The organism is Paraburkholderia oxyphila NBRC 105797, from assembly GCF_000685075.1.
GTDB lineage: Bacteria > Pseudomonadota > Gammaproteobacteria > Burkholderiales > Burkholderiaceae > Paraburkholderia > Paraburkholderia oxyphila.
Window position 1 is genome coordinate 1 of the sequence record NZ_BAYD01000083.1, and the last position, 17,860, is coordinate 17,860.

The window sequence follows — 17,860 nt, forward strand, 5'->3', positions numbered from 1 at the left end:
TGCATGCCGAGTTCAAACTGGAAAGCGGCATCAGCATCGCCAACGGTGGTTTCAACGATTCGAACGGCAACTTTTTCGGACGACAGGCCTGGGTCGGTCTGCGAGGCAACTTCGGTACGGTGCGAGCTGGTCTGCAGTATTCACCGTTCTTCGATGCGGTATACGCACTCGATCCGCGCAATTTGTCGCAGTTGGGTAGCTCCCTGGTGCCGTTCGTCAACAATACGGTCGTCAGCGGCATCTTCAGCGCCAATGCGGTGACCTACACGAGTCCGGTTCTGGCGGGTTTTCAAGGCAGTCTGATGTATGCGCTGGGTGGAGTGGCGGGGGACTTCCAGGCGGGGCGCGTGTATTCGGCCAACCTTTCGTACCACTGGAACGGCCTGGGTGTATTTGCAGCCTATTACAACGGAAATGAGGGGCCCTCGGTATCGCCCTTGCCCTCGACGCTGGGCATGATCGGCCGTACCCTGGGCGCCAGCTATACGTTTGGCTCGATGACGGCCAAGGGCTCGTTTACAAACTACAAGATGGCTGGAAGCGGGATCAACAACGACGTGTGGAACGGTGGTCTCGACTATCAGGCTACGCCGACGATCGATCTGAATGGTGGCGTCTGGTACATGGTCAACCGCAACGATATGTCCAGCAAGTCGCTGATGGGTGCGCTCGGGGTCAACTACAGCCTGTCGAAGGCCACAGGGCTGTATGCACAGGTTGGCGTGGTCAACAACAAGGGCAGTCAGAACCTCGGCCTTGAGATCGGCGATGGCGGCAACACGCCGAGTTCGCTGTACGCGCCGCCCGGCACGACTGTCGGTGTCGACATCGGTATCCACCACGTGTTCTGACCAATCCGGCTGCGTAAGGTCGGAACCTTGCGCCTCCCTTGGGCTGCTGATGTCTTACCGCAGCCGGGTGAATGTAAATAGCAGCAATATCGAAGAGTTGTTCGGAACTGTATTCATCATATTAGGTTGTATAGCTAAAGAACAGATAATCAAAGACCGAGTAGGATATAGTGATGGCTGGAGCACTTGACCCGGCCGGCAATGCCGAAGTGTATCTGTCGACTGTCCGCCTGCATGAGCAGGCTCGTATGCCCAGGTTCGCGCTCACCATGGCGTGGTGGGCGCTGTGCAATGCGATGGTGTACCTGAATTGGTGCCACACTCGCGCTTTACTACGGCACCGCGAACGCCGCGATCGGCATGGCGCTTCCGGTGCTGGTGTATTCCGCCGTGAACTACGTGCTCACCCGCTATGCGCTGCGTACCGGTTTGTCAGTATCCTTGTTTTCACGTCTGTTGTTCGGCAGTGCAGGGGCAGCCTTGGCAACACCGGTGTTCGCGGCGACGGTGATCTATTACGCGGTCTTCGAGAGTTCGGTGATCGCGGTTGCCTTGCACAGGCTGGTGCCATCGATCTCGTATCCGCTCGCCTCGCTACTCGTGGTGATCTAAATTAGCCTGATCCACCGTCGAGATTTACAGCTACGCCGCCCTCAGGAAATTTGCTCTAACCAGGGAGCAGATCTTGAAAACAGATCCAGATTGACACCCGGAGTCATATCACCGCGGCGACACGTACCTGCGAACGGTGTTGATCCACGGTGCGCGTGCAGTGTTGAGGCACGCGAAGGAAACTGGTCCATGGGTCGAGCAGATGATCAATCGGAGACCGAAGAATGTCGTGATCGTGGCGCTGGCAAACAAGATGGCGCGGACCATCTGGGCAGAGTCGTCCGCGACAGGCCGTACCGGGGTAATCATTCGAATCATACAAATTCTGGCGGTTGGCGAAAGATATTGTTGATAAATCAAAGACTTGCCTTCCGCGCAAAGGTGCGGCATCCAAGAAACGGGAAAGCTTTGTCGGGTAAGCCACTGCGCCCTGCAACCGCCAGATTCTGCATGGAAAGTACGATCACCCCAATGTGGGTGGTGTTCCACGCCATCAGGATGTTCGAGAGAAGTGTCAGTACGGAGGAAACCACCGACCGTCTTTGAACGTGCGCCGCAGCTTGGCGTCAATTCAACGCATTGGCGTGAAACGCCATGTGTTCGCCGATAAAGCTGGCGATGAAGTAATAGCTGTGGTCGTAGCCTTCGCGAACGTTGAGATGCAGCGGATGTCCTGCCTTTTCGCAGGCCGCCTGCAGCAGCTCCGGGCGCAACTGCGTGTTCAGGAATTCGTCGCCGCCGCCTTGCTCCACGAGTAGCGGTAGCTTTTCGCTCGCGCTGCCGACCAGTTCCACGGCGTCATACTGCTTCCACGCTTCGTGGTCGTCGCAAAGATAGGCGGCAAGCGCCTTTTGTCCCCACGGCACCTGGCTTGGCGCGACGATCGGCGAGAACGCGGAGACGCTGCGATAACGGCCCGGATTGCGCAGCGCAACGACCAGCGCGCCGTGCCCGCCCATCGAGTGCCCGCTGATCGAGCGCGCGTCGTTGGCGGCGAACCCGGCTTCGACAACGGCCGGCAATTCGGAAACCACGTAGTCGTACATGCGGAAGTGCTTCGCCCACGGTTCCCGCGTGGCGTTCACGTAGAACCCCGCGCCCTGGCCGAGATCGTAGTCGGGCGAATCGGGCACATCGCTGCCGCGCGGACTGGTGTCCGGCGCGACGACGATGATCCCGTGTTCCGCCGCGTAGCGTTGCACGCCGGCCTTGGTGATGAAGTTCTGCTCGGTGCAGGTCAGGCCCGAAAGCCAGTACAGCACAGGGCATTTCTGCCCGCGCAAAGCGGGCTCGGGCAGATAGATGCCAAACTTCATTTCGCCGCCCACGGTGGAAGAGGCGTGCTTCCACACCTCCTGACTGCCGCCGTGGCTGACGTGTTTTTCAATGCGCTCCATAAGCGTTTCAGGCCTCCCGGTAAGTGCCTTTGGCCTTCGCGGCCTGGGCGGAGAGTAGATCCATGAGCGTGGGGCTCAGGCAGTCGTATGGCTCAAGGCCCTTGTCGCGCAGCGTTTGGCGCACATCGGCCATGGCCGAAGGCGGCGTGCCGCTCTCGATGATCGAGGAGACGAAGGCCGCGAAGCCGGGGCCGTCCCAGCCCGTATCGTTCGACAGCTCCGTGTGGATGAAGTCGAGGCCGTAGAACGCGTGATCCTTGTTCTCGATACGGCCATACAGGTGCGTGCCGCAGACGCCGCAGGCATGGCGCCGGATCGTGGCCTTGTCGTCCACGACCTTCAGCTTTTCCCCGTGCGCCGTGACCGTCACCTTGTCGCGCGGCACGACGCCGATGACCGAAAACAGCGCGCCTGCCGGCTTCCAGCACTGGGTGCAGCCGCAGGCGTGGTTGAACAGGACCTGCGAGTCAATGCGGACTTCGACTGGATCTTGCGCGCACTGGCAACGCAGCGTGCCGCCCGCGAAGTTTTCGGCGCCTTTCTGAATGCCGCGATCAATCGTGGGGTGAATGGCTGAGGCCATGGTCTCTCTCCTTCCTTGCGTGTCAGTAATGAACGACGGTCCGGATCGATTTGCCCTCGTGCATCAGGTCGAACGCTTCGTTGATGTCCGAAAGCGGCTTCGTGTGGGTGACGAACGGCGCGAGCTGGATCTTGCCCGCCATCGCGTCTTCGACCATGCCCGGCAACTGCGAGCGGCCCTTCACGCCGCCGAATGCCGTGCCCAGCCAGCGGCGGCCCGTCACGAGCTGGAACGGGCGCGTGGAGATTTCCTGACCCGCGCCGGCCACGCCGATGACGACCGACTGGCCCCAGCCGCGATGCGCGCATTCGAGCGCCGCGCGCATGACATTCACGTTACCGATACATTCGAAGCTGTGATCCACGCCCCAGCCCGTCATGTCGACGATCACCTGCTGAATGGGCTTTTCGTGATCCTTGGGGTTCACGCAGTCGGTGGCCCCGAACGCGCGCGCCAGATCGAATTTGCCCGGATTGGTGTCGACTGCGATGATGCGGCCGGCCTTGGCGAGCTTCGCGCCCTGGATCACCGCAAGACCGATGCCGCCCAGACCGAATACGGCAACGGTATCGCCTTCCTGCACCTTGGCAGTGTTCTTCACCGCGCCGAGACCCGTGGTCACGCCGCAGCCGAGCAGGCACACCTGCTCGGGATTGGCTTGCGGGTTGATCTTCGCGAGCGACACTTCGGCCACCACGGTGTATTCGCTGAACGTGGAGCAGCCCATGTAGTGGTAGAGGGGCTGCCCGTTGTAGCTGAAGCGCGAGGTGCCGTCGGGCATCACGCCCTTGCCCTGGGTTGCGCGCACGGACACGCACAGATTGGTCTTGCCGCTCTTGCAGAAGAGGCACTCGCCGCATTCGGCGGTATAGAGGGGGATCACGTGATCGCCGGGCTTCACGCTGGTCACGCCTTCGCCCACTTCCACGACGATCCCGGCGCCCTCGTGGCCGAGCACGACCGGGAAGAGGCCTTCGGGGTCGTCGCCCGAAAGCGTGAAGGCATCGGTGTGACAAACGCCGGTATGCGTGATCTTCACCAGCACCTCGCCCTTGCGGGGCGGTTCGACGTCGATCTCGACGATCTCGAGGGGCTTGCCCGGCGCAAAGGCTACTGCAGCACGCGATTTCATAGTAGTCCTGTAAAAAAAGGGTTCGGCCAAATCGGGGCGGGAAATACCGCGGTGAGTTAGCGTAAATAGGTTCGAACGAGGGTCACGACATCGTCGATCGATCCCGGGGATTCCGCTGATCCTGCTAGGTGGGTGAACTCTTCGCGCAGGTGACTTTCGAGCACACCGGCCATCACGCCATTGATCGCGCCGCGAATCGCCGCCAGTTGCTGGAGCACCGGCGCGCAGTCGGCGCCTTCCTCCAGCGCGCGCTCGAGCGCGTCCAGCTGGCCGCGAACCCTGCGCACGCGCGTGAGCACGCGCTTCTTTTCTTCGGGGGAATGGGGCATGATGGCATCGATGTCGTGATACTGGGTAGTAGTATAGGCCAATACTGGCAGGGAGTATATATTTTGGGCGCCCCCGATTGGGAGAGCGCTGGTGGACGAAATCTACCGAGTACCGTCGACAGGTCGGAACGCAGCTCAGCTTCAATTTGATCGATGGTCGGCAGGGCGGTTTCCATCGACTGAGGACCTCGCGTATCGGCTGGTATTCGGCTACGCCCATCGGTTTGACTTCTGCCCGTGGCGACGGGTAGAAAACGTTCAGCAGATTGGTTTCGGCACAGCGAACGTCAATGCGGGCTATGGACGGGCTCTCGATTTCGTCTTGGACGGCGTCATCAATGCCTTGGGGGAAGTGGCCGTGGCCATCGAGAAGCTGTTAAGGCCAGCGTAGGCGAACCGATAGAGGATCGAGGGAGGGGACAAGGCTCATTGCCTCCTGTATCCTTGTGAGGTGATTGATGATTGTGTTGCTAGAGTCGTCGCCCCGCAAATCGCTCCATCTCCCGCGCCAGCAAAAGATGTGCGCTTATGACGGTAAAAGCGACGGTAAAGGCCCATGTCGATCACAGCGAAACCCTTTAACCATGCGGGTTTGCGAGATCTGTTGATGATCGAGTGGGAATGATTCAGACTGCTCCCAAGTCGTTCCGGGAGCTCCGGTTTTCCCTGTTTTTCCTTTAAAAAACATGGAGTTATTGTCCGATTTGGTCTGCTGTGATCCGGGCAATACCAAGTGGAAATTTCGGTATCGGTGACGGTATCGACATTTCCTCCTCGGACGGCCTCGCCCGATACCGTCAAATCAGTCTGACGGTATTGGTTGACGGTATACGTTCGAGTGGAATTGTGCGGCGAAATGGCAGAGCGCCCCGCTCTGGGAACTGTGGGAATCGTCATAGGCATCCGCGCCCGGAAAGGGCAGGGAGGCAGGCGGCAAGTGGTCTCCGGTGGCTTCATCCGACCAGTTTGCTGTGACGGGTTATTCTCAATTTCAAACTCCTTTGTTCGGCGATGCAAGTTTTGCCGGCGCATGGCTGACCTGTGGCAGCGGCCATCTGCTGGCCCTGCAACTGGATGACCGTGAGTTGGTCGGCTACGAGCGCGACGATCTGTACCGCGAGGTGGCGCGGAGCTTCGGGCCATTCAGGGCAAAGCGCGGAAGGTGTGGACCGAGCTCCGCTAACGCTTAAGGCACCGGAAGCGGCGCCAGCCCTCGCTCATTACGAACGTTACGCCAGTAAAGCCAGACGCTGATGGCCAACGTCACCATCTCGGTGATCAGCAGCGTGTACCAGATGGCTGCGCCACCGAGCCACGCATTGAGCAACCACAGCGTGCCGAGCAGCAGCACCCAGCTACGCAGCATCGCGATGGCGGCGGACGGGCCTGGGGCCTCTACGGCCGTCAGAAAGCCCGCCACGATCAAATTGCCGGCTGCAGGCAGGAATGCGAGTGCGCACCAGAGCACCGCATGCTCGAGAATCCCCCATGCTTCACCGCCCGCCGGCAGAAACGCGAACGTCAGCGGGCGCGCCAACGTCGTCATCGCAACGGCCACCAGCATCGAGAACCCCATCACGGCCATCACGCCAAGGCGGAAAGACTCGCGCAGCGCAAGCATATCGCGGGCGCCACGATAGAAACTGATCATCGGTTGCATGCTTTGCACGAGCGCGACGATCGTGACCGTCGCGCCGAGCGTCATGTACTCCAGAATCGCGTACGCCGCGAGGCCCGGTTCACCGAAATTTGCCAGAATCACGCGGTTAAAGGCGAGCACCGTGACCGCGGGCGCAATGGCGCCGAGGAATTCCGACGCACCGTTGTACATCGCGCGCCAGACATGCAACGCGCCGCCACCGAACGCACGGGCCGCAGGCACGACCTTGTGCGCGAGCCAGACGTGATAGGCCAGCATGGCGCTGCTCGAGACCATCATCGAGATGCCGGTGGCGAGTGATGCCCCGTACATCCCCATGCCGCGCACGACGATCAGCCAGTAGTCCAGTACCACGTTGGCAAGCGCGCCGAGAAACATCGCATACAACCCAAAGCGCGCGGCGTGCGCCCCTTCCACGCGCAGAAACAACTCCATCGCGTAGAGACCGTTGGCGAACACGATGAACCAGGCCCAGCCCGACAGATAGGCCACGACATCGTTAGTGATGGCCCCTTGCGCGCCCAGCGCGGCCGCGATCTCGTGCTTGAACACCAGCACGCCGGCGCTCATCACGATACCGGAGGCGAGCATCACCCACAGCACCTGAGAGAAGGCGCGACGCGCCTCGGCGTCACGCTGCTCGCCGAGCAGACGGGCGATCAACGTGGCACCGCCCACGCCCACCATCACACTGACTGCATAAGGGATGTAGAGCAGCGGCACGACCAGATTCAGCGCGGCCAAAGCTTGTTGGCCGACGTAACGGCCGATGAAAATCCCGTCGATCAATGTGTAGATCGTGTAGACCCAGCCCGACAGGATCGTCGGAATCGCGAGCGACGTGAATTGCTTGAGCAGGGACGTCCTCGCGCCCTGCGGAGTATTGCAGTGATTGGATAGAGACATGGTCCCCCCGATGATTAATTGCCGCGTCGTGTCGGGACGCAGCTCACCGTGGCTTGCATATCGAAATTCGTTGAAAACTTCGAATGAAAGAGGTCACCGCCCACGCGCAAGCGATGGCGTGAGCGCTCCGCCCGAGACGTACGCGCGGATAGACAGGCGTGCGTTAGCGGGCCAGAGAGACTGACCGCGATGCGGACGGTGGAAACATCGCCTGGTGCAGATGCAGCCAGACAACGCCTTGCCGGGAAGCGGAGAAAACGAGGAAGTTCATGGTGTCTCGTGCATGACGCGCTTGCCAGGGGCATCGCGCCAGTCGTTTGACGTCATGGGAGGGTTGGGCGGGATGCCGCCGCTGCGCCAAAACATCACGCCCGGATTGCCAGGCGCGTAATACAGACCTGCGTACTTGGGGAGAAGTTCCCAAGTGCTTGTTTTCCATGGGATGCGCAAGAGCGCGAGTTCTACCTGCTCATGACGCGCAAGTTCGGCTGGTCGAAGAACGTGCTCTCGCACCAGATTGACAATCAGAGCTACGAGAAATCGCTGCTGGGCCAGACCAATTTCGACAAGACGCTGACCCCAGCCCAGCGCGCGCAGGCCAGGCTGGCGGTGGAGGACGAATACGCCTTCGACTTTCTCGGGTGCGCCGGCCACCGCTGTTCCCGTGCGCAACATCGTTAAGCAGATATGCCTGAATCTTGGGTGCAGTTCGAAGCACCGTCAGCGCTTCTCGACCCACTCCCGCAGTTCGCCGAGGCGTGACAGGAACAGCTCGAGAGTCGGCGAGCGGTTCGCTCTGCTGTAGCCGACGGCGACGTCGATCGTCGGCGCCTCGCCCTTCAAAGGACGGCTGACGACGGACCAGGGCAGCAGATTCCTGGCGTAGGTGGGCATCAGCGCCAGCCCGCGGGTGGAGGCAACGAGGGATATGGCCATCGTCAGGTTGTCTACACCGTGATCGAACTTGATGTCGATTCCCGATCGATGCAGGTATTCCACGGTAACAGCGTGCAATACGCCGGCCTTGTTGGAGCCGCCGATGAAGATCTCGCCGACGAACTCATGCGGATCAATGGCTTCCCTCGTGGTGAGGCGATGGTCGCTCGGCATCAGGACGATCAGTGGCTCGTGATCGACAACCTCGTAGTCCAGCTCAAAGCCGGGTTCGGCGCGCATGAAGGCCACGTCGAGCCGGCCACGGACGAGCGCCTCGGCCAGGTCCGGCGAATAGTCACTCGACACGGTGACGTCGATGTTCTTCAACTCGTCGCGCAACACATGCATTGCCCGTGGCAGCCAGTTCATCTCGTGCCCGGTCTGGAAGCCAATGGCAAAGGTCTTCTTTGCCGGCTGGGCTGCGCGGCGCGCACCTTCCACGCCGGCAGCGACCTGCGCCAGAGCGAGACGGGCGTGGTCGAGGAAGATCTTGCCCGCAGCAGTCAGCTCGACGCCATGAATGCTGCGAGTCAGTAGTTCGACGCCAACCTGATATTCCAGATCGCGAATCTGCCGGCTCAACGCGGGCTGGGAAACGTGCAGGCGGTGCTCGGCAGCGGTCGTCAGGCTGCCTTCTTCGGCAACGCCGATGAAGTAACGCAAATGCCGGAGTTCCATTGCCTATCCATGCGTTAGAGGTATGCCCCCCAGCTTACAAGGTATTTTTCAGGACCGCTGCAGGGGCATACATTGACTGCCAGGGATACAAGCGTGCCGATCGGCAAGTTGCTGATCCTAAAGGATGTTTTCGATAGATCGATCATCAGGAGCAGAGCAATGAACACGTTGACGAACAAAGTGGCGCTAGTGACCGGCGGCTCGCGAGGCATAGGTGCGGCGATTGCCAGGCGTCTCGCCGCGGATGGAGCAAGCGTCGCCATTACCTACGCGAGGGACGCCGCCGCGGCCGCCGCAGTGGTCAAGGCCATTGAACTCGATGGCGGCAAGGCTTTGGCGATTCAGGCCGATGCGGCCGATGTCGCCGCCGTCAAGAGTGCGGTTGAAAAGGTGGTTGCGACCCTCGGCCGGCTGGATGTGCTGGTGAACAATGCCGGCACGGCGATTCCGAAGCCGTTCGAGGAAACCACGCTCGAAGAGATGGACCGCGTCCTCGATATCAACGTTCGTGGGGTGTTCGCCACGACCCAAGCCGCGTTGAAACACATGAACGACGGCGGGCGCGTCATCATGATCGGCTCGGCAGTGGGCGAGCGTGCCGTTGCGCCCGGGCTGGTGCCTTATGCAGCGACCAAGGCCGCCGTGAAGATGTTCACTCAGGCGCTATCCAGGGAAGTTGGGAGCCGAGGCATCACGGTCAACAACGTGCAGCCCGGCCCTATCGACACGGACCTGAATCCGGCTTCGGGTGATTGGGCCGTACCGCAGAAAGCGGCTACCGCCCTCGATCGCTACGGGCGTGCGGAGGAGATCGCGGCGGCTGTGTCGTTTGTCGCCGGTCCGGAATCTTCCTATATCACCGGCGCGAACCTGACCGTTGATGGCGGCATGAATGCCTGAGACTGTCCTTGCCCATGGAGCACAAGTGGTGGCATGAGGCGGTATCGAGCCGCCCCGGCGCGGCCGCGTAACGAGACTCAACCGTTGATGGAGTTCCACCAATGAAGAAATTAGCCGGAAAAATCGCGGTCGTCACGGGTGGCACAACGGGCATAGGCCTGGCGACAGCGAAACGCTTCGTCAGCGAGGGCGCCTATGTCTTCGTTACCGGTCGCCGCCAGAAGGAGCTCGAGGAGGCCGTGAGGGAAATCGGCAGCAACGTCACCGGTGTTCAAGGTGACATTTCGAACATGTCCGACCTCGATCGCCTGTACGAAGCCGTCAAAGCAAAGGGCCGAATCGACATCGTCTTCGCCAATGCCGGTGTTGGCGACTTTGCTCCCCTGGGACAGATCACGCAGGAGCATTTCGACAAAATATTCGACATCAATGTAAAAGGAACGCTGTTCACGGTGCAGAAGGCGTTGCCGCTGCTCAATGATGGCGGCTCGATCATTCTCACGGGCTCTGTCGCGAGCATGAAGGGCACGCCTGCCTTCGGCGTGTACGGCGCGAGCAAGGCTGCTGTACGGAACTTCGTCCGCGCATGGACCGTGGAACTGAAGGACCGGCGCATTCGCTCGAATGTCCTCAGCCCAGGTCCGATCGACACGCCGATCACGGATGGCCAGCCAGCCGACATCATCGCGAAGATGGTGTCGACCATCCCCATGGGACGCATGGGCGAGGCCGATGAAGTCGCAAAGGCTGCACTGTTTCTGGCTTCGGACGACTCCAGTTTTGTCACAGGCATCGAACTTTTTGTCGATGGCGGCAGGGCACAGATTTGATCAGCGGCCTGAGTTGCGACACCACAGCGCAGAGACAGAGATGGATAACCTTGCGATTGAGGACCTGTTCGCCGGCCTTGGCCGCGTAACGATCAAGCGGTTGTTCGGCGGCAAGGCGGTCTATTTCGACGGTCTTGTCGTCGGCATCGTCCGGCGCGATGGCGAACTGCTGCTGAAGGTCGATGTCGAGACCGCTCCAAGGTTTGAAGCCGCAGGTGCGACGCAATGGGTGCACACCGACAAAAGCGGCAAGACCGCTTCGATGCCATATTGGACCGTGCCGGTGGACGCTTTTGACGATCCGGAGAGCATGGCCGCCTGGGTCAAGCTGGCAGCGGCCGCCGCCAGGCGGGCGGACATCCGCAAACGCGGCAACACGAGACTGAGGCGGCGCGCATGATGCGGACGAGCGCCGGCGCATCAATCGGTCATCGAGCGTTTGTTCAGCGGTTCCGGACGCGCCGGGCGTGGGGCGGTCCGGCGCTGTCCCTGCTCACGCGCGTAAGCGGCCGGCGTGCAACCGACATGACGCTGGAAGCGCCGGGTGAAATGGCTTTGATCCGCGAAGCCTGTCGCCAGCGCGATTTCCGCGAGCGGCAGGCCGGTTTCGAGAATCAGCGATTTCGCGCGACGAATCCGGCATTGCTCGACGTAGCTGATGGCGGTGACCCCGATCGTCCGCTTGAAGAGTCGGCTGAAATGGAACCGGCTCACGTTCACGAGTGCAGCAAGGTCTTCGAGGCAGATCGGCCGGTCGAGATGGTCTTCGATGAACTCCGTGAGCCGCGCGACTTCGAGCTTGCCCAGTGAGCGGTCCGGCGGGGGCTCGAGCGGTTCGAACGCGTTGTAGCTGCGAAGCATGTGCGCCGCCAGCGCGGCGGAAAGGGCCTCGACGAGCAGCACCTGAGCCGGATGCGCTTTCGTGTCGATCTCGCTGACGAGGCTCTGTGCGAGGCGCTCGATGACGGGGTCCCGCACCAGAAACACGCTGCGGATTTCGACCTGAACGTTCTGCCGGCCAAGTTGCTCGCCGGCGAGCGCAACGAGCGAGGGGGGCACCCGCAGGCGGACGGACTGCCCCGAATCGCCTTCCCACACCGAGTCGCAGCCGGCCGGCATGATGTACGCGGTGCCGGCCGATACCGTGCCGCTATGGACGACGCCGGCTCGCGTCTGCACCAGTCGCGCGCTGCCCGACGGGCAGTAGCCGATCAGGTGATGGTCGAGCCCGCCGTAGCGTTCGGAACAACCGAAATAGGGGCGATGGACGTCGACGGTGACGCCCTTCCAGCCGCGGCCGCGGGTCGTGGCAACGGGCTGCTGCAGCCTTGCATGCAGGATTTCGTCGATCGTGATCAGCCGGGGCCAATCCGGAGGTTGCGGGGCGGCTTGCGCGGACTTCATGTGATTCGGCGCGACGGCTTCGTTGCCGTCTCCCCGCTGCCCTGGGGATTCGAACGCGGTGATCATCGGTGCCTCTGTTCAGCGGGTCCGGATTCGCACATCGCACATCGAGCGTAGCAAGCCGTAGTGTGGCACAAACGGTGGCCAGACGCCGCCGCAACATGAAGATACGTGGCTCGCGGTTCGATGGCTTGCAGCTTGTTGCTCGATTTGGACGATTGATGCTTTCGATGCCGCATGCGGCCCACGCACAGGCCGACGCAACTAAGCGTGCATCATCCATCCGCCCGCAGCCATCGCGGCCTGGCGCAGCGCTTCCGACCACGTGGGATACGGATGGCAGATCCGGGCGAAGTCTTCGCAGATCATTGACGCTTCCATCGCGATGGCGACCTGCGAAATCAGGTCGGCCGATCCCGCGCCGACGAGATGGGCGCCTGATATGAGATTCGTGCTGGAGTCGACCAGCAGCTTCACGAATCCCTCCGGGGTATCGCGGATCATCGCGTTCGCATTCGCGCAAAGCGGATAGCGGCCGATCCTGTAGTGCACGCCCGCCAGCCGAAGCTCCTGCTCGGTCTTGCCGATCGTCGCGACTTCGGGGCTCGTGTAGAGCACCTGCGGGATCGCCGCATAGTTGACGAACCCGGGCAGGCCGGCGATCTGCTCGGCGCAGGCGATCGCTTCCTCCTCGGCCTTCGACATGACCATCGGCCCGCCGGCGGCGTCGCCAACGACCCAAAGTCCGCGGCTGCCACCCCACGGCTTGCGCTGCGGCCACGCGCCGGGTGCATCGGGCTGGATGCCGACGCTCGACAGATTCAAGCCGGCAGTCGAGGGCCGGCGGCCGATCGCGACGAGCACGGTGTCTGCATCGACCGTCGTCGTGGTGCGGCTGGCTTCGGCGCCGCGAAGCTGGACGGACACGCGGTCGGACCGGCGCTCCAGACCGACCACTTCGGTCGACAGCCGGATCTGGATGCCCTGGCGTATCAGCGCCCGTTGCAGCGTGGCCGCGAGTTCCGCGTCCAGCCAGTTGCAGATCCGGCCGCCGCGCTCGATCAGGGTCACGCGCGACCCCAGACGTCGCCAGATCGAGCCAAGCTCGACCCCGACCGCCCCCGCGCCGACGATGACCAGATGGCGTGGAATCCGGTCGAGCGACAGCGCGTCGGCTGAATCGATGATGCGGGCATGGTCGAATGCGGCGTTGGCAAGCGGAATCGGTTCGGATCCCGTAGCGATCACGATCGCGGCGGCGGACAGGGTCTGCTGCGTCCCATCGGTTCGGGTGACGATCACCGTGCCAGCGCCGGCGAGCCGTGCGTGCCCGGAAATCAGCCGGACCCGCTGCGCGCGCAAGAGGCCGTGCGTCTTTCTCGACATCCGGTCGATCATGGCCGTTTTGTGGTCCATCATCCGCGCGAGATGCAGCGTCGTCACGCAGTCGATTCCGCGCGCGGCGTGCTTTGCCCTGTGCGCGATGTCGTACAGCGCGGACGCATGGAGTAGCAACTGCGACGGGAAGCAGCCGGAGCGGATGCCGGCGCCGCCTGGCTGTGGCGCGCGTTCGACGCAGGCGACGTCGAAGCCGAGCTGGCCGGCGCGAATGGCGGTGTGGTATCCGCCCGCGCCGCAGCCAATGACGATGACGTCATAGCGATTCATCAACGCGACCGCGCCGATGCGACACGCGGTCGATCAGCCGGTCCAGCGACAGCGCGCCCGGACCGATCGCCATGATCCCGACCGCCAGGGATGCCCAGTACAGATGGAAGTTCGCCCAGCCGTCCGGAAAAACGAGTTGAATGACGCCGGTCATCACCAGCAGCGCGAGCGCCGCCAGTCGCGTCGCGAGCCCGAGGATAAGCAGGATGGGCAGTGTGATCTCGGCGATGGCCACGACCAGCGCGATCGTGTCCGGCGCGGGGAAGCCGAACGCCGCGCCGAACAGGTGGACCTTGAACTGGTTCTCGAACAGGTAGAGCGTTGCTGGCGAGAGTGAGAGAAAGCCGTCCCATCGGGTGCGGCCGGAGCGCAGGAAGGGCAGCGCGAGCGCGAGCCGCAGCAACGGCGGCGCGACGCACCACGCGATCTCCCGAAGCCGCTCCAGCACGGCACGGGTCAGCAACTCGATACGGCCTTTCGCCGGCACGGTGGTCGGGTTCATGCGCGCCTCGTGGTGGGGGGCACGTCGCGCTGCGCCCCGGGCGGCGCATCCGCGTCGTCTCCCGGGCTCCATCCGACGATCGCGCCGATCGCGAACAGTTCGACGAGCGCACGAGCGAGGTCGAAGCCAGCGTCGGCGTGACGCGCGAGCGAGGTCGACACGGCAAGCGAGCGGCCGGCAACGAGACACTGGACGAACGTTGCCGCGCCGTTCGTCACCTGACGCACTTCGACGTCGGCATGCGGACGAATGACGAGCGCATGCTGGCCGCCGCCGCAGAGGTCGATGGCAACCGGGGTGCCGCCGTCGAGGTTCATGTGCCACAGGTCCACGACGGGAAAGGGCGAGCGCACCACCCGCAGCGACGGATGCGTCTTCAAGCTAATCTGGGCAACGCGTGGCGCCGCGACAGCGCCGAGTTCCGCGAGCGCGATCGGCACGGATTCGGCTGCGTGATACGCCTCTGCCCAGGCGCGTTCGAGACGTGCGACATCGGCCAGATACGGCACGCTGCTCGCCGGCTCGAACGCTTCGATGAAGCGCGGGAACGTCTCGCCGTATTCGAGCATGACAGGCGAGCGGGGCGGATCGAGAACGACGTAGATGCGCGCCATCGCCGTGAAGAACGCGTCGCCTGCGATGCGCCGTACTGCCGGGAACGCCGCACTCAGCGCGTCGATCAGGGCCGTGACGACGTTGTTCCGATAGATGTTGAAGCGTTTGACGTCCGGCTTCCGGTCGGGGCCGACGAGGCCGGGCGGCATCGGCAGGGTCGGGTCCAGCAGCGCGGCCGCGAAGTCCTGCTGGCGATCGTGCAGGTTGCCGGTGCGCATGCCCTGCGCGGCGCGGCCCGGCGATGGCAGAAACGTTCGGCAGGATGATCGGCGTGTCATGACTTCCTCATGAACGGGACGGCCGTTGCACGATATTCGTCCACAATTGGCGAAGGCTTTCCATGCCGCCCGCCGTCGAGCTCCAGAGCGTCGTATCGCTCACGAGCAGCGTGCCCTCGAACGCATCCGGGCGCGACTGCAGCAGCGCGTCGAAGGTCGGCCGTTCGAGTGCGAACGGATGCGGTGGCGCAGCGAGATCGATGGGCTGGCGGGCGAGCACGTCGAGCCGGTGAGCCGCGTCGCCGAGCCGCTCGAGCTGCGGCAGATGCGGGTGCAGGTTGAACGTGATCACCTTGTGCAGGATGCCTAAGCGGTCTAGATCCGCGTCGGCTTCGATGGGCGAAGGCGAGCCATCCGCCGCGGCCGCGGGCCGTAGTCCAAAGCGGTTCTCCACGGGCACGCCGAGGCCGGAGAGCAACGAGCGCGCGAGACCGCCGAACCGTTGCCGCGGCGGAATGGTCCGGTCGCCGTGGTGATCGAATTCCGCAAGCTGGCGGCGCAATCGGTCGTCTTCGTCGATGCCCTCCACATCGCCGATATCGTGATGCGGGCAGATGAAGGCGAGGTGGTCGGGCTGTGCGAGAAATGCCCGCATCGCTTCGATCTCCGCGCTGCCGGCGCTTTGACCGGTGCGCAGCGAATCGAAGCTGATCACGATCAGGGTATCGACGCCTGCGAGCGTGCGGGCGTCGAGCGGGGTGAGCGTACCGTCATCTGCGACGCGCTCGATCTCCGTGACGGGCTGCCCGGTGAGCGCCGTCGCCAGGTCGACGAACGCGGTGAAGTTGCGCTTCATGATGTGATCGAGGAAGCCCGCGATGCTCTGGTCGAAGCGGACCGGGTCCGCGTATTCATGAAACCTCGGAAAACCCATCCGGCGACTTTCGAACAGCGCAGGAAAGCGATCTTCGATCACGTGGAGCGGGGCGCCGCTCTCGCCCGGCCGGCTCCATGCATAGTAGACAAGGACTTTTCGTTGGCTCATGGAATGGCTACCTCGCTGGGCTGATGAGGTGTGAGGGTGGCGCGGCTACTACGCGACTGCACGCTGTTGCGCCTCGTGTTGGTTTCGGCGTCGGCTGCTTCTGTGGCTGCCCGCATGACGCAATCGGCGCGGGCGGCTTGCGCGGCAAGCGTGGTCCAGTCGGGCAGGTTCGCGTCCCATTCGATCAACGTGGGCAGCGGCCCGGTCTGGCGGATCGTATGTGCGAACAGATCCCATACGACATCGGCAACGTGGCAGTCGTGCGTGTCGATCAGCAGCGGGCGGCCCCGACCGTCCGTCTGCGGCGCGTGGCCTGCCAGGTGGATCTGCTGCACGGCTGCGAGCGGATACGCGTCGATGTACGCGAGCGGATTCCACTGCTGGTTGATTGAAGCGACGTACACGTTGTTCACGTCCAGCAGCAGACCGCAACCCGTTCGCTGCACGACGGCGGCAATGAAATCGACCTCCGCGTAACGGCTTTCGTCGAAGGCCAGGTAGGTCGACGGATTCTCGAGCAGCATTTGACGTCCGAGCGCATGCTGCACCTGGTCGATGTGTTCGACGATGCGCGCGAGGCTTCGGGTGGTGTACGGCATCGGCAGCAGGTCGTCGAGAAAGCCGCCGTGATGACTCGACCACGCGAGGTGCTCGGAGAACAGCGCGGGCGCGTAGCGCTCGACGAGTGCCCGCAGGCGCTGCAAATGCGCCGGATCGAGCGGGCGGTCCGCGCCGATCGAGAGGCCGACACCGTGCAGAGAAAGCGGGTACGCGTCGCGGATCGCGTTCAGGAAGCGGTGAGGCGGCCCGCCCGCGCCCATAAAGTTTTCCGCATGAACTTCGAAGAAGCCGACGTCCGGCCTCGTCTCGAGAATCGTGTGGTAGTGGTCCGCCTTGAGGCCCACACCGGCGCGCGGCGGCGCACGGTGATGGGCGCAACGATGCGATGCGTCGCACATGGCCGATGTGATGAAGAAGGGAGCGGAAGGTCGAGGACGCGTGAGACCCAGACCCTGACCGGGACCCGGACCTCGATCCGGATCAGGCCTTGGGCGAGAGGCTTCCTGGACCCTTCGGCGTGACGATGCTCACGCAGGTGCCCGTCGGTACGAGGCGGAATGCGTTGCCCTGGTAGTCTTCCGTACTCGTTCCCGCGCAGGTCGTTCCGGCGCCCGCGTAGCAGTCGTTATGGCCTTTCAGCGCGGTGCCGAAGCACGGTTCGACTTTGCCCGATTTGACGAGCGCGGTGTGCTCAGCCTGAATCTTCTTCTGCGCTTCGGTGAATTCCTGCGCACTCGCGGGGACGGCTGCGATGGCGGCAAGGGCCGTTGCGACTGCGCCGGCAACCAGAGTGGTCATGTTGAAGTCGGCCATGCGGTTTCTCCGAGTTGAGTGGGAACAGCGATCTACGTGAGCGTGACAGTTGCGAAGCTGTTCCGAAGTAAGTGTTGGAGGCGGCTATGAGCGGGTTGCGCCTGTGCTTGCTGGCGATCGATCGTCACCGCACTGTCAGGATACAAAGTCGGTCTGCGCAAAGATTGCATGGTCTTGTGCGATTTGGTCTGCGATTGCGAATGGGGTTGCCATTGCGGCT

Annotated in this window: 19 protein-coding genes and 3 pseudogenes; 9 read left to right on the plus strand and 13 right to left on the minus strand. The window is 62.8% G+C overall.

All coding sequences use genetic code 11. From position 1 onward, the window contains the following. The 3 genes and pseudogenes from BO1_RS35320 to BO1_RS59710 all read left to right on the plus strand — a co-directional run. A partial coding sequence (locus BO1_RS35320; protein WP_028221601.1) for a porin occupies positions 1-851 on the plus strand: 851 nt, incomplete at its 5' end. Positions 852-1,024: 173 nt separating this feature from the next. Next, positions 1,025-1,457: pseudogene (locus tag BO1_RS61500) on the plus strand (allantoin permease); the annotation flags it as partial. 118 nt (positions 1,458-1,575) lie between these two features. Continuing rightward, positions 1,576-1,737 (plus strand): annotated as a pseudogene (locus BO1_RS59710) (IS110 family transposase); the annotation flags it as partial. Between the two features lie 292 nt (positions 1,738-2,029). On the opposite strand, the gene fghA reads toward BO1_RS59710, so the two are convergent. From fghA to frmR, 4 genes are read right to left on the minus strand one after another with little or no spacing between them, the layout of a single operon-like run. After that, positions 2,030-2,860, minus strand: a complete 831-nt coding sequence (fghA, locus tag BO1_RS35335; protein ID WP_028221603.1) for an S-formylglutathione hydrolase — start codon at positions 2,858-2,860, stop codon at positions 2,030-2,032. A gap of 7 nt (positions 2,861-2,867) precedes the next feature. After that, positions 2,868-3,443: an S-(hydroxymethyl)glutathione synthase gene (gene gfa, locus BO1_RS35340; RefSeq protein WP_028221604.1), complete on the minus strand. Its 576-nt coding sequence runs from the start codon at positions 3,441-3,443 to the stop codon at positions 2,868-2,870. A 22-nt stretch (positions 3,444-3,465) separates the two neighbouring features. Beyond that, positions 3,466-4,575, minus strand: a complete 1,110-nt coding sequence (locus tag BO1_RS35345) for an S-(hydroxymethyl)glutathione dehydrogenase/class III alcohol dehydrogenase (RefSeq protein WP_028221605.1) — start codon at positions 4,573-4,575, stop codon at positions 3,466-3,468. Between the two features lie 56 nt (positions 4,576-4,631). Further along, positions 4,632-4,904: a formaldehyde-responsive transcriptional repressor FrmR gene (gene frmR / locus BO1_RS35350; protein ID WP_028221606.1), complete on the minus strand. Its 273-nt coding sequence runs from the start codon at positions 4,902-4,904 to the stop codon at positions 4,632-4,634. Positions 4,905-4,995: 91 nt separating this feature from the next. On the opposite strand from frmR, the gene BO1_RS58315 reads away from it, so the two are divergent. Both BO1_RS58315 and BO1_RS59715 read left to right on the plus strand, forming a co-directional pair. Further along, the gene (locus BO1_RS58315) at positions 4,996-5,295 is read left to right on the plus strand and encodes a hypothetical protein (protein WP_028221607.1); all 300 of its coding nucleotides are present in this window, start codon (positions 4,996-4,998) and stop codon (positions 5,293-5,295) included. A 556-nt stretch (positions 5,296-5,851) separates the two neighbouring features. Next, positions 5,852-6,094 (plus strand): hypothetical protein, encoded by a 243-nt coding sequence (locus BO1_RS59715; RefSeq protein WP_156992578.1) that lies wholly within the window; start codon positions 5,852-5,854, stop codon positions 6,092-6,094. Here BO1_RS59715 and BO1_RS35360 read toward each other — a convergent pair. Next, entirely contained in the window at positions 6,091-7,470 is a 1,380-nt protein-coding gene (locus BO1_RS35360) for an MATE family efflux transporter (protein ID WP_028221608.1), read from the minus strand. The two genes, BO1_RS59715 and BO1_RS35360, sit on opposite strands and share 4 nt — an antisense overlap. Before the next feature lie 441 nt (positions 7,471-7,911). Here BO1_RS35360 and BO1_RS58320 point away from each other — a divergent pair. Next, positions 7,912-8,148, plus strand: a pseudogene (locus tag BO1_RS58320) (DUF1016 domain-containing protein); the annotation flags it as partial. Positions 8,149-8,190: 42 nt separating this feature from the next. Here the strand turns inward: BO1_RS58320 and BO1_RS35370 are convergent. Then, the gene (locus tag BO1_RS35370; protein ID WP_028221610.1) at positions 8,191-9,084 is read right to left on the minus strand and encodes a LysR family transcriptional regulator; all 894 of its coding nucleotides are present in this window, start codon (positions 9,082-9,084) and stop codon (positions 8,191-8,193) included. A gap of 159 nt (positions 9,085-9,243) precedes the next feature. Between BO1_RS35370 and BO1_RS35375 the strand changes: the two genes are divergently transcribed. The 3 genes from BO1_RS35375 to BO1_RS54055 all read left to right on the plus strand — a co-directional run bounded on the left by BO1_RS35375 (position 9,244) and on the right by BO1_RS54055 (position 11,214). Further along, positions 9,244-9,984, plus strand: coding sequence for a 3-oxoacyl-ACP reductase family protein (locus tag BO1_RS35375; protein ID WP_028221611.1), 741 nt, complete (start codon positions 9,244-9,246; stop codon positions 9,982-9,984). A gap of 101 nt (positions 9,985-10,085) precedes the next feature. Next, positions 10,086-10,814: an SDR family NAD(P)-dependent oxidoreductase gene (locus tag BO1_RS35380; RefSeq protein WP_028221612.1), complete on the plus strand. Its 729-nt coding sequence runs from the start codon at positions 10,086-10,088 to the stop codon at positions 10,812-10,814. Positions 10,815-10,854: 40 nt separating this feature from the next. Further along, positions 10,855-11,214 (plus strand): TfoX/Sxy family protein, encoded by a 360-nt coding sequence (locus BO1_RS54055; RefSeq protein WP_043287903.1) that lies wholly within the window; start codon positions 10,855-10,857, stop codon positions 11,212-11,214. A gap of 20 nt (positions 11,215-11,234) precedes the next feature. Here the strand turns inward: BO1_RS54055 and BO1_RS54060 are convergent, their stop codons facing one another. The 7 genes from BO1_RS54060 to BO1_RS35420 form a co-directional block, all read right to left on the minus strand. Further along, positions 11,235-12,284 carry a helix-turn-helix domain-containing protein gene (locus BO1_RS54060; protein WP_245643985.1) on the minus strand — a complete coding sequence of 350 codons (1,050 nt, stop codon included), beginning with the start codon at positions 12,282-12,284 and terminating at the stop codon, positions 11,235-11,237. Positions 12,285-12,482: 198 nt separating this feature from the next. Continuing rightward, entirely contained in the window at positions 12,483-13,886 is a 1,404-nt protein-coding gene (locus BO1_RS35395; RefSeq protein ID WP_028221613.1) for a dihydrolipoyl dehydrogenase family protein, read from the minus strand. Beyond that, the gene (locus tag BO1_RS54065) at positions 13,873-14,388 is read right to left on the minus strand and encodes a DoxX family protein (protein ID WP_043287906.1); all 516 of its coding nucleotides are present in this window, start codon (positions 14,386-14,388) and stop codon (positions 13,873-13,875) included. Before BO1_RS54065 ends, BO1_RS35395 begins: the two co-directional genes overlap by 14 nt. Further along, positions 14,385-15,281, minus strand: a complete 897-nt coding sequence (locus BO1_RS35405) for an HvfC/BufC N-terminal domain-containing protein (RefSeq protein ID WP_028221614.1) — start codon at positions 15,279-15,281, stop codon at positions 14,385-14,387. Before BO1_RS35405 ends, BO1_RS54065 begins: the two co-directional genes overlap by 4 nt. Before the next feature lie 7 nt (positions 15,282-15,288). Then, positions 15,289-16,266, minus strand: coding sequence for a hypothetical protein (locus tag BO1_RS35410; protein ID WP_028221615.1), 978 nt, complete (start codon positions 16,264-16,266; stop codon positions 15,289-15,291). Then, the gene (gene bufB, locus BO1_RS54070; RefSeq protein ID WP_043287909.1) at positions 16,263-17,225 is read right to left on the minus strand and encodes an MNIO family bufferin maturase; all 963 of its coding nucleotides are present in this window, start codon (positions 17,223-17,225) and stop codon (positions 16,263-16,265) included. Before bufB ends, BO1_RS35410 begins: the two co-directional genes overlap by 4 nt. Before the next feature lie 82 nt (positions 17,226-17,307). Then, a complete protein-coding gene (locus tag BO1_RS35420; RefSeq protein ID WP_028221616.1) occupies positions 17,308-17,640 on the minus strand; it encodes a BufA1 family periplasmic bufferin-type metallophore in 333 nt (110 codons plus the stop codon). Between the last annotated feature and the right edge of the window lie 220 nt (positions 17,641-17,860).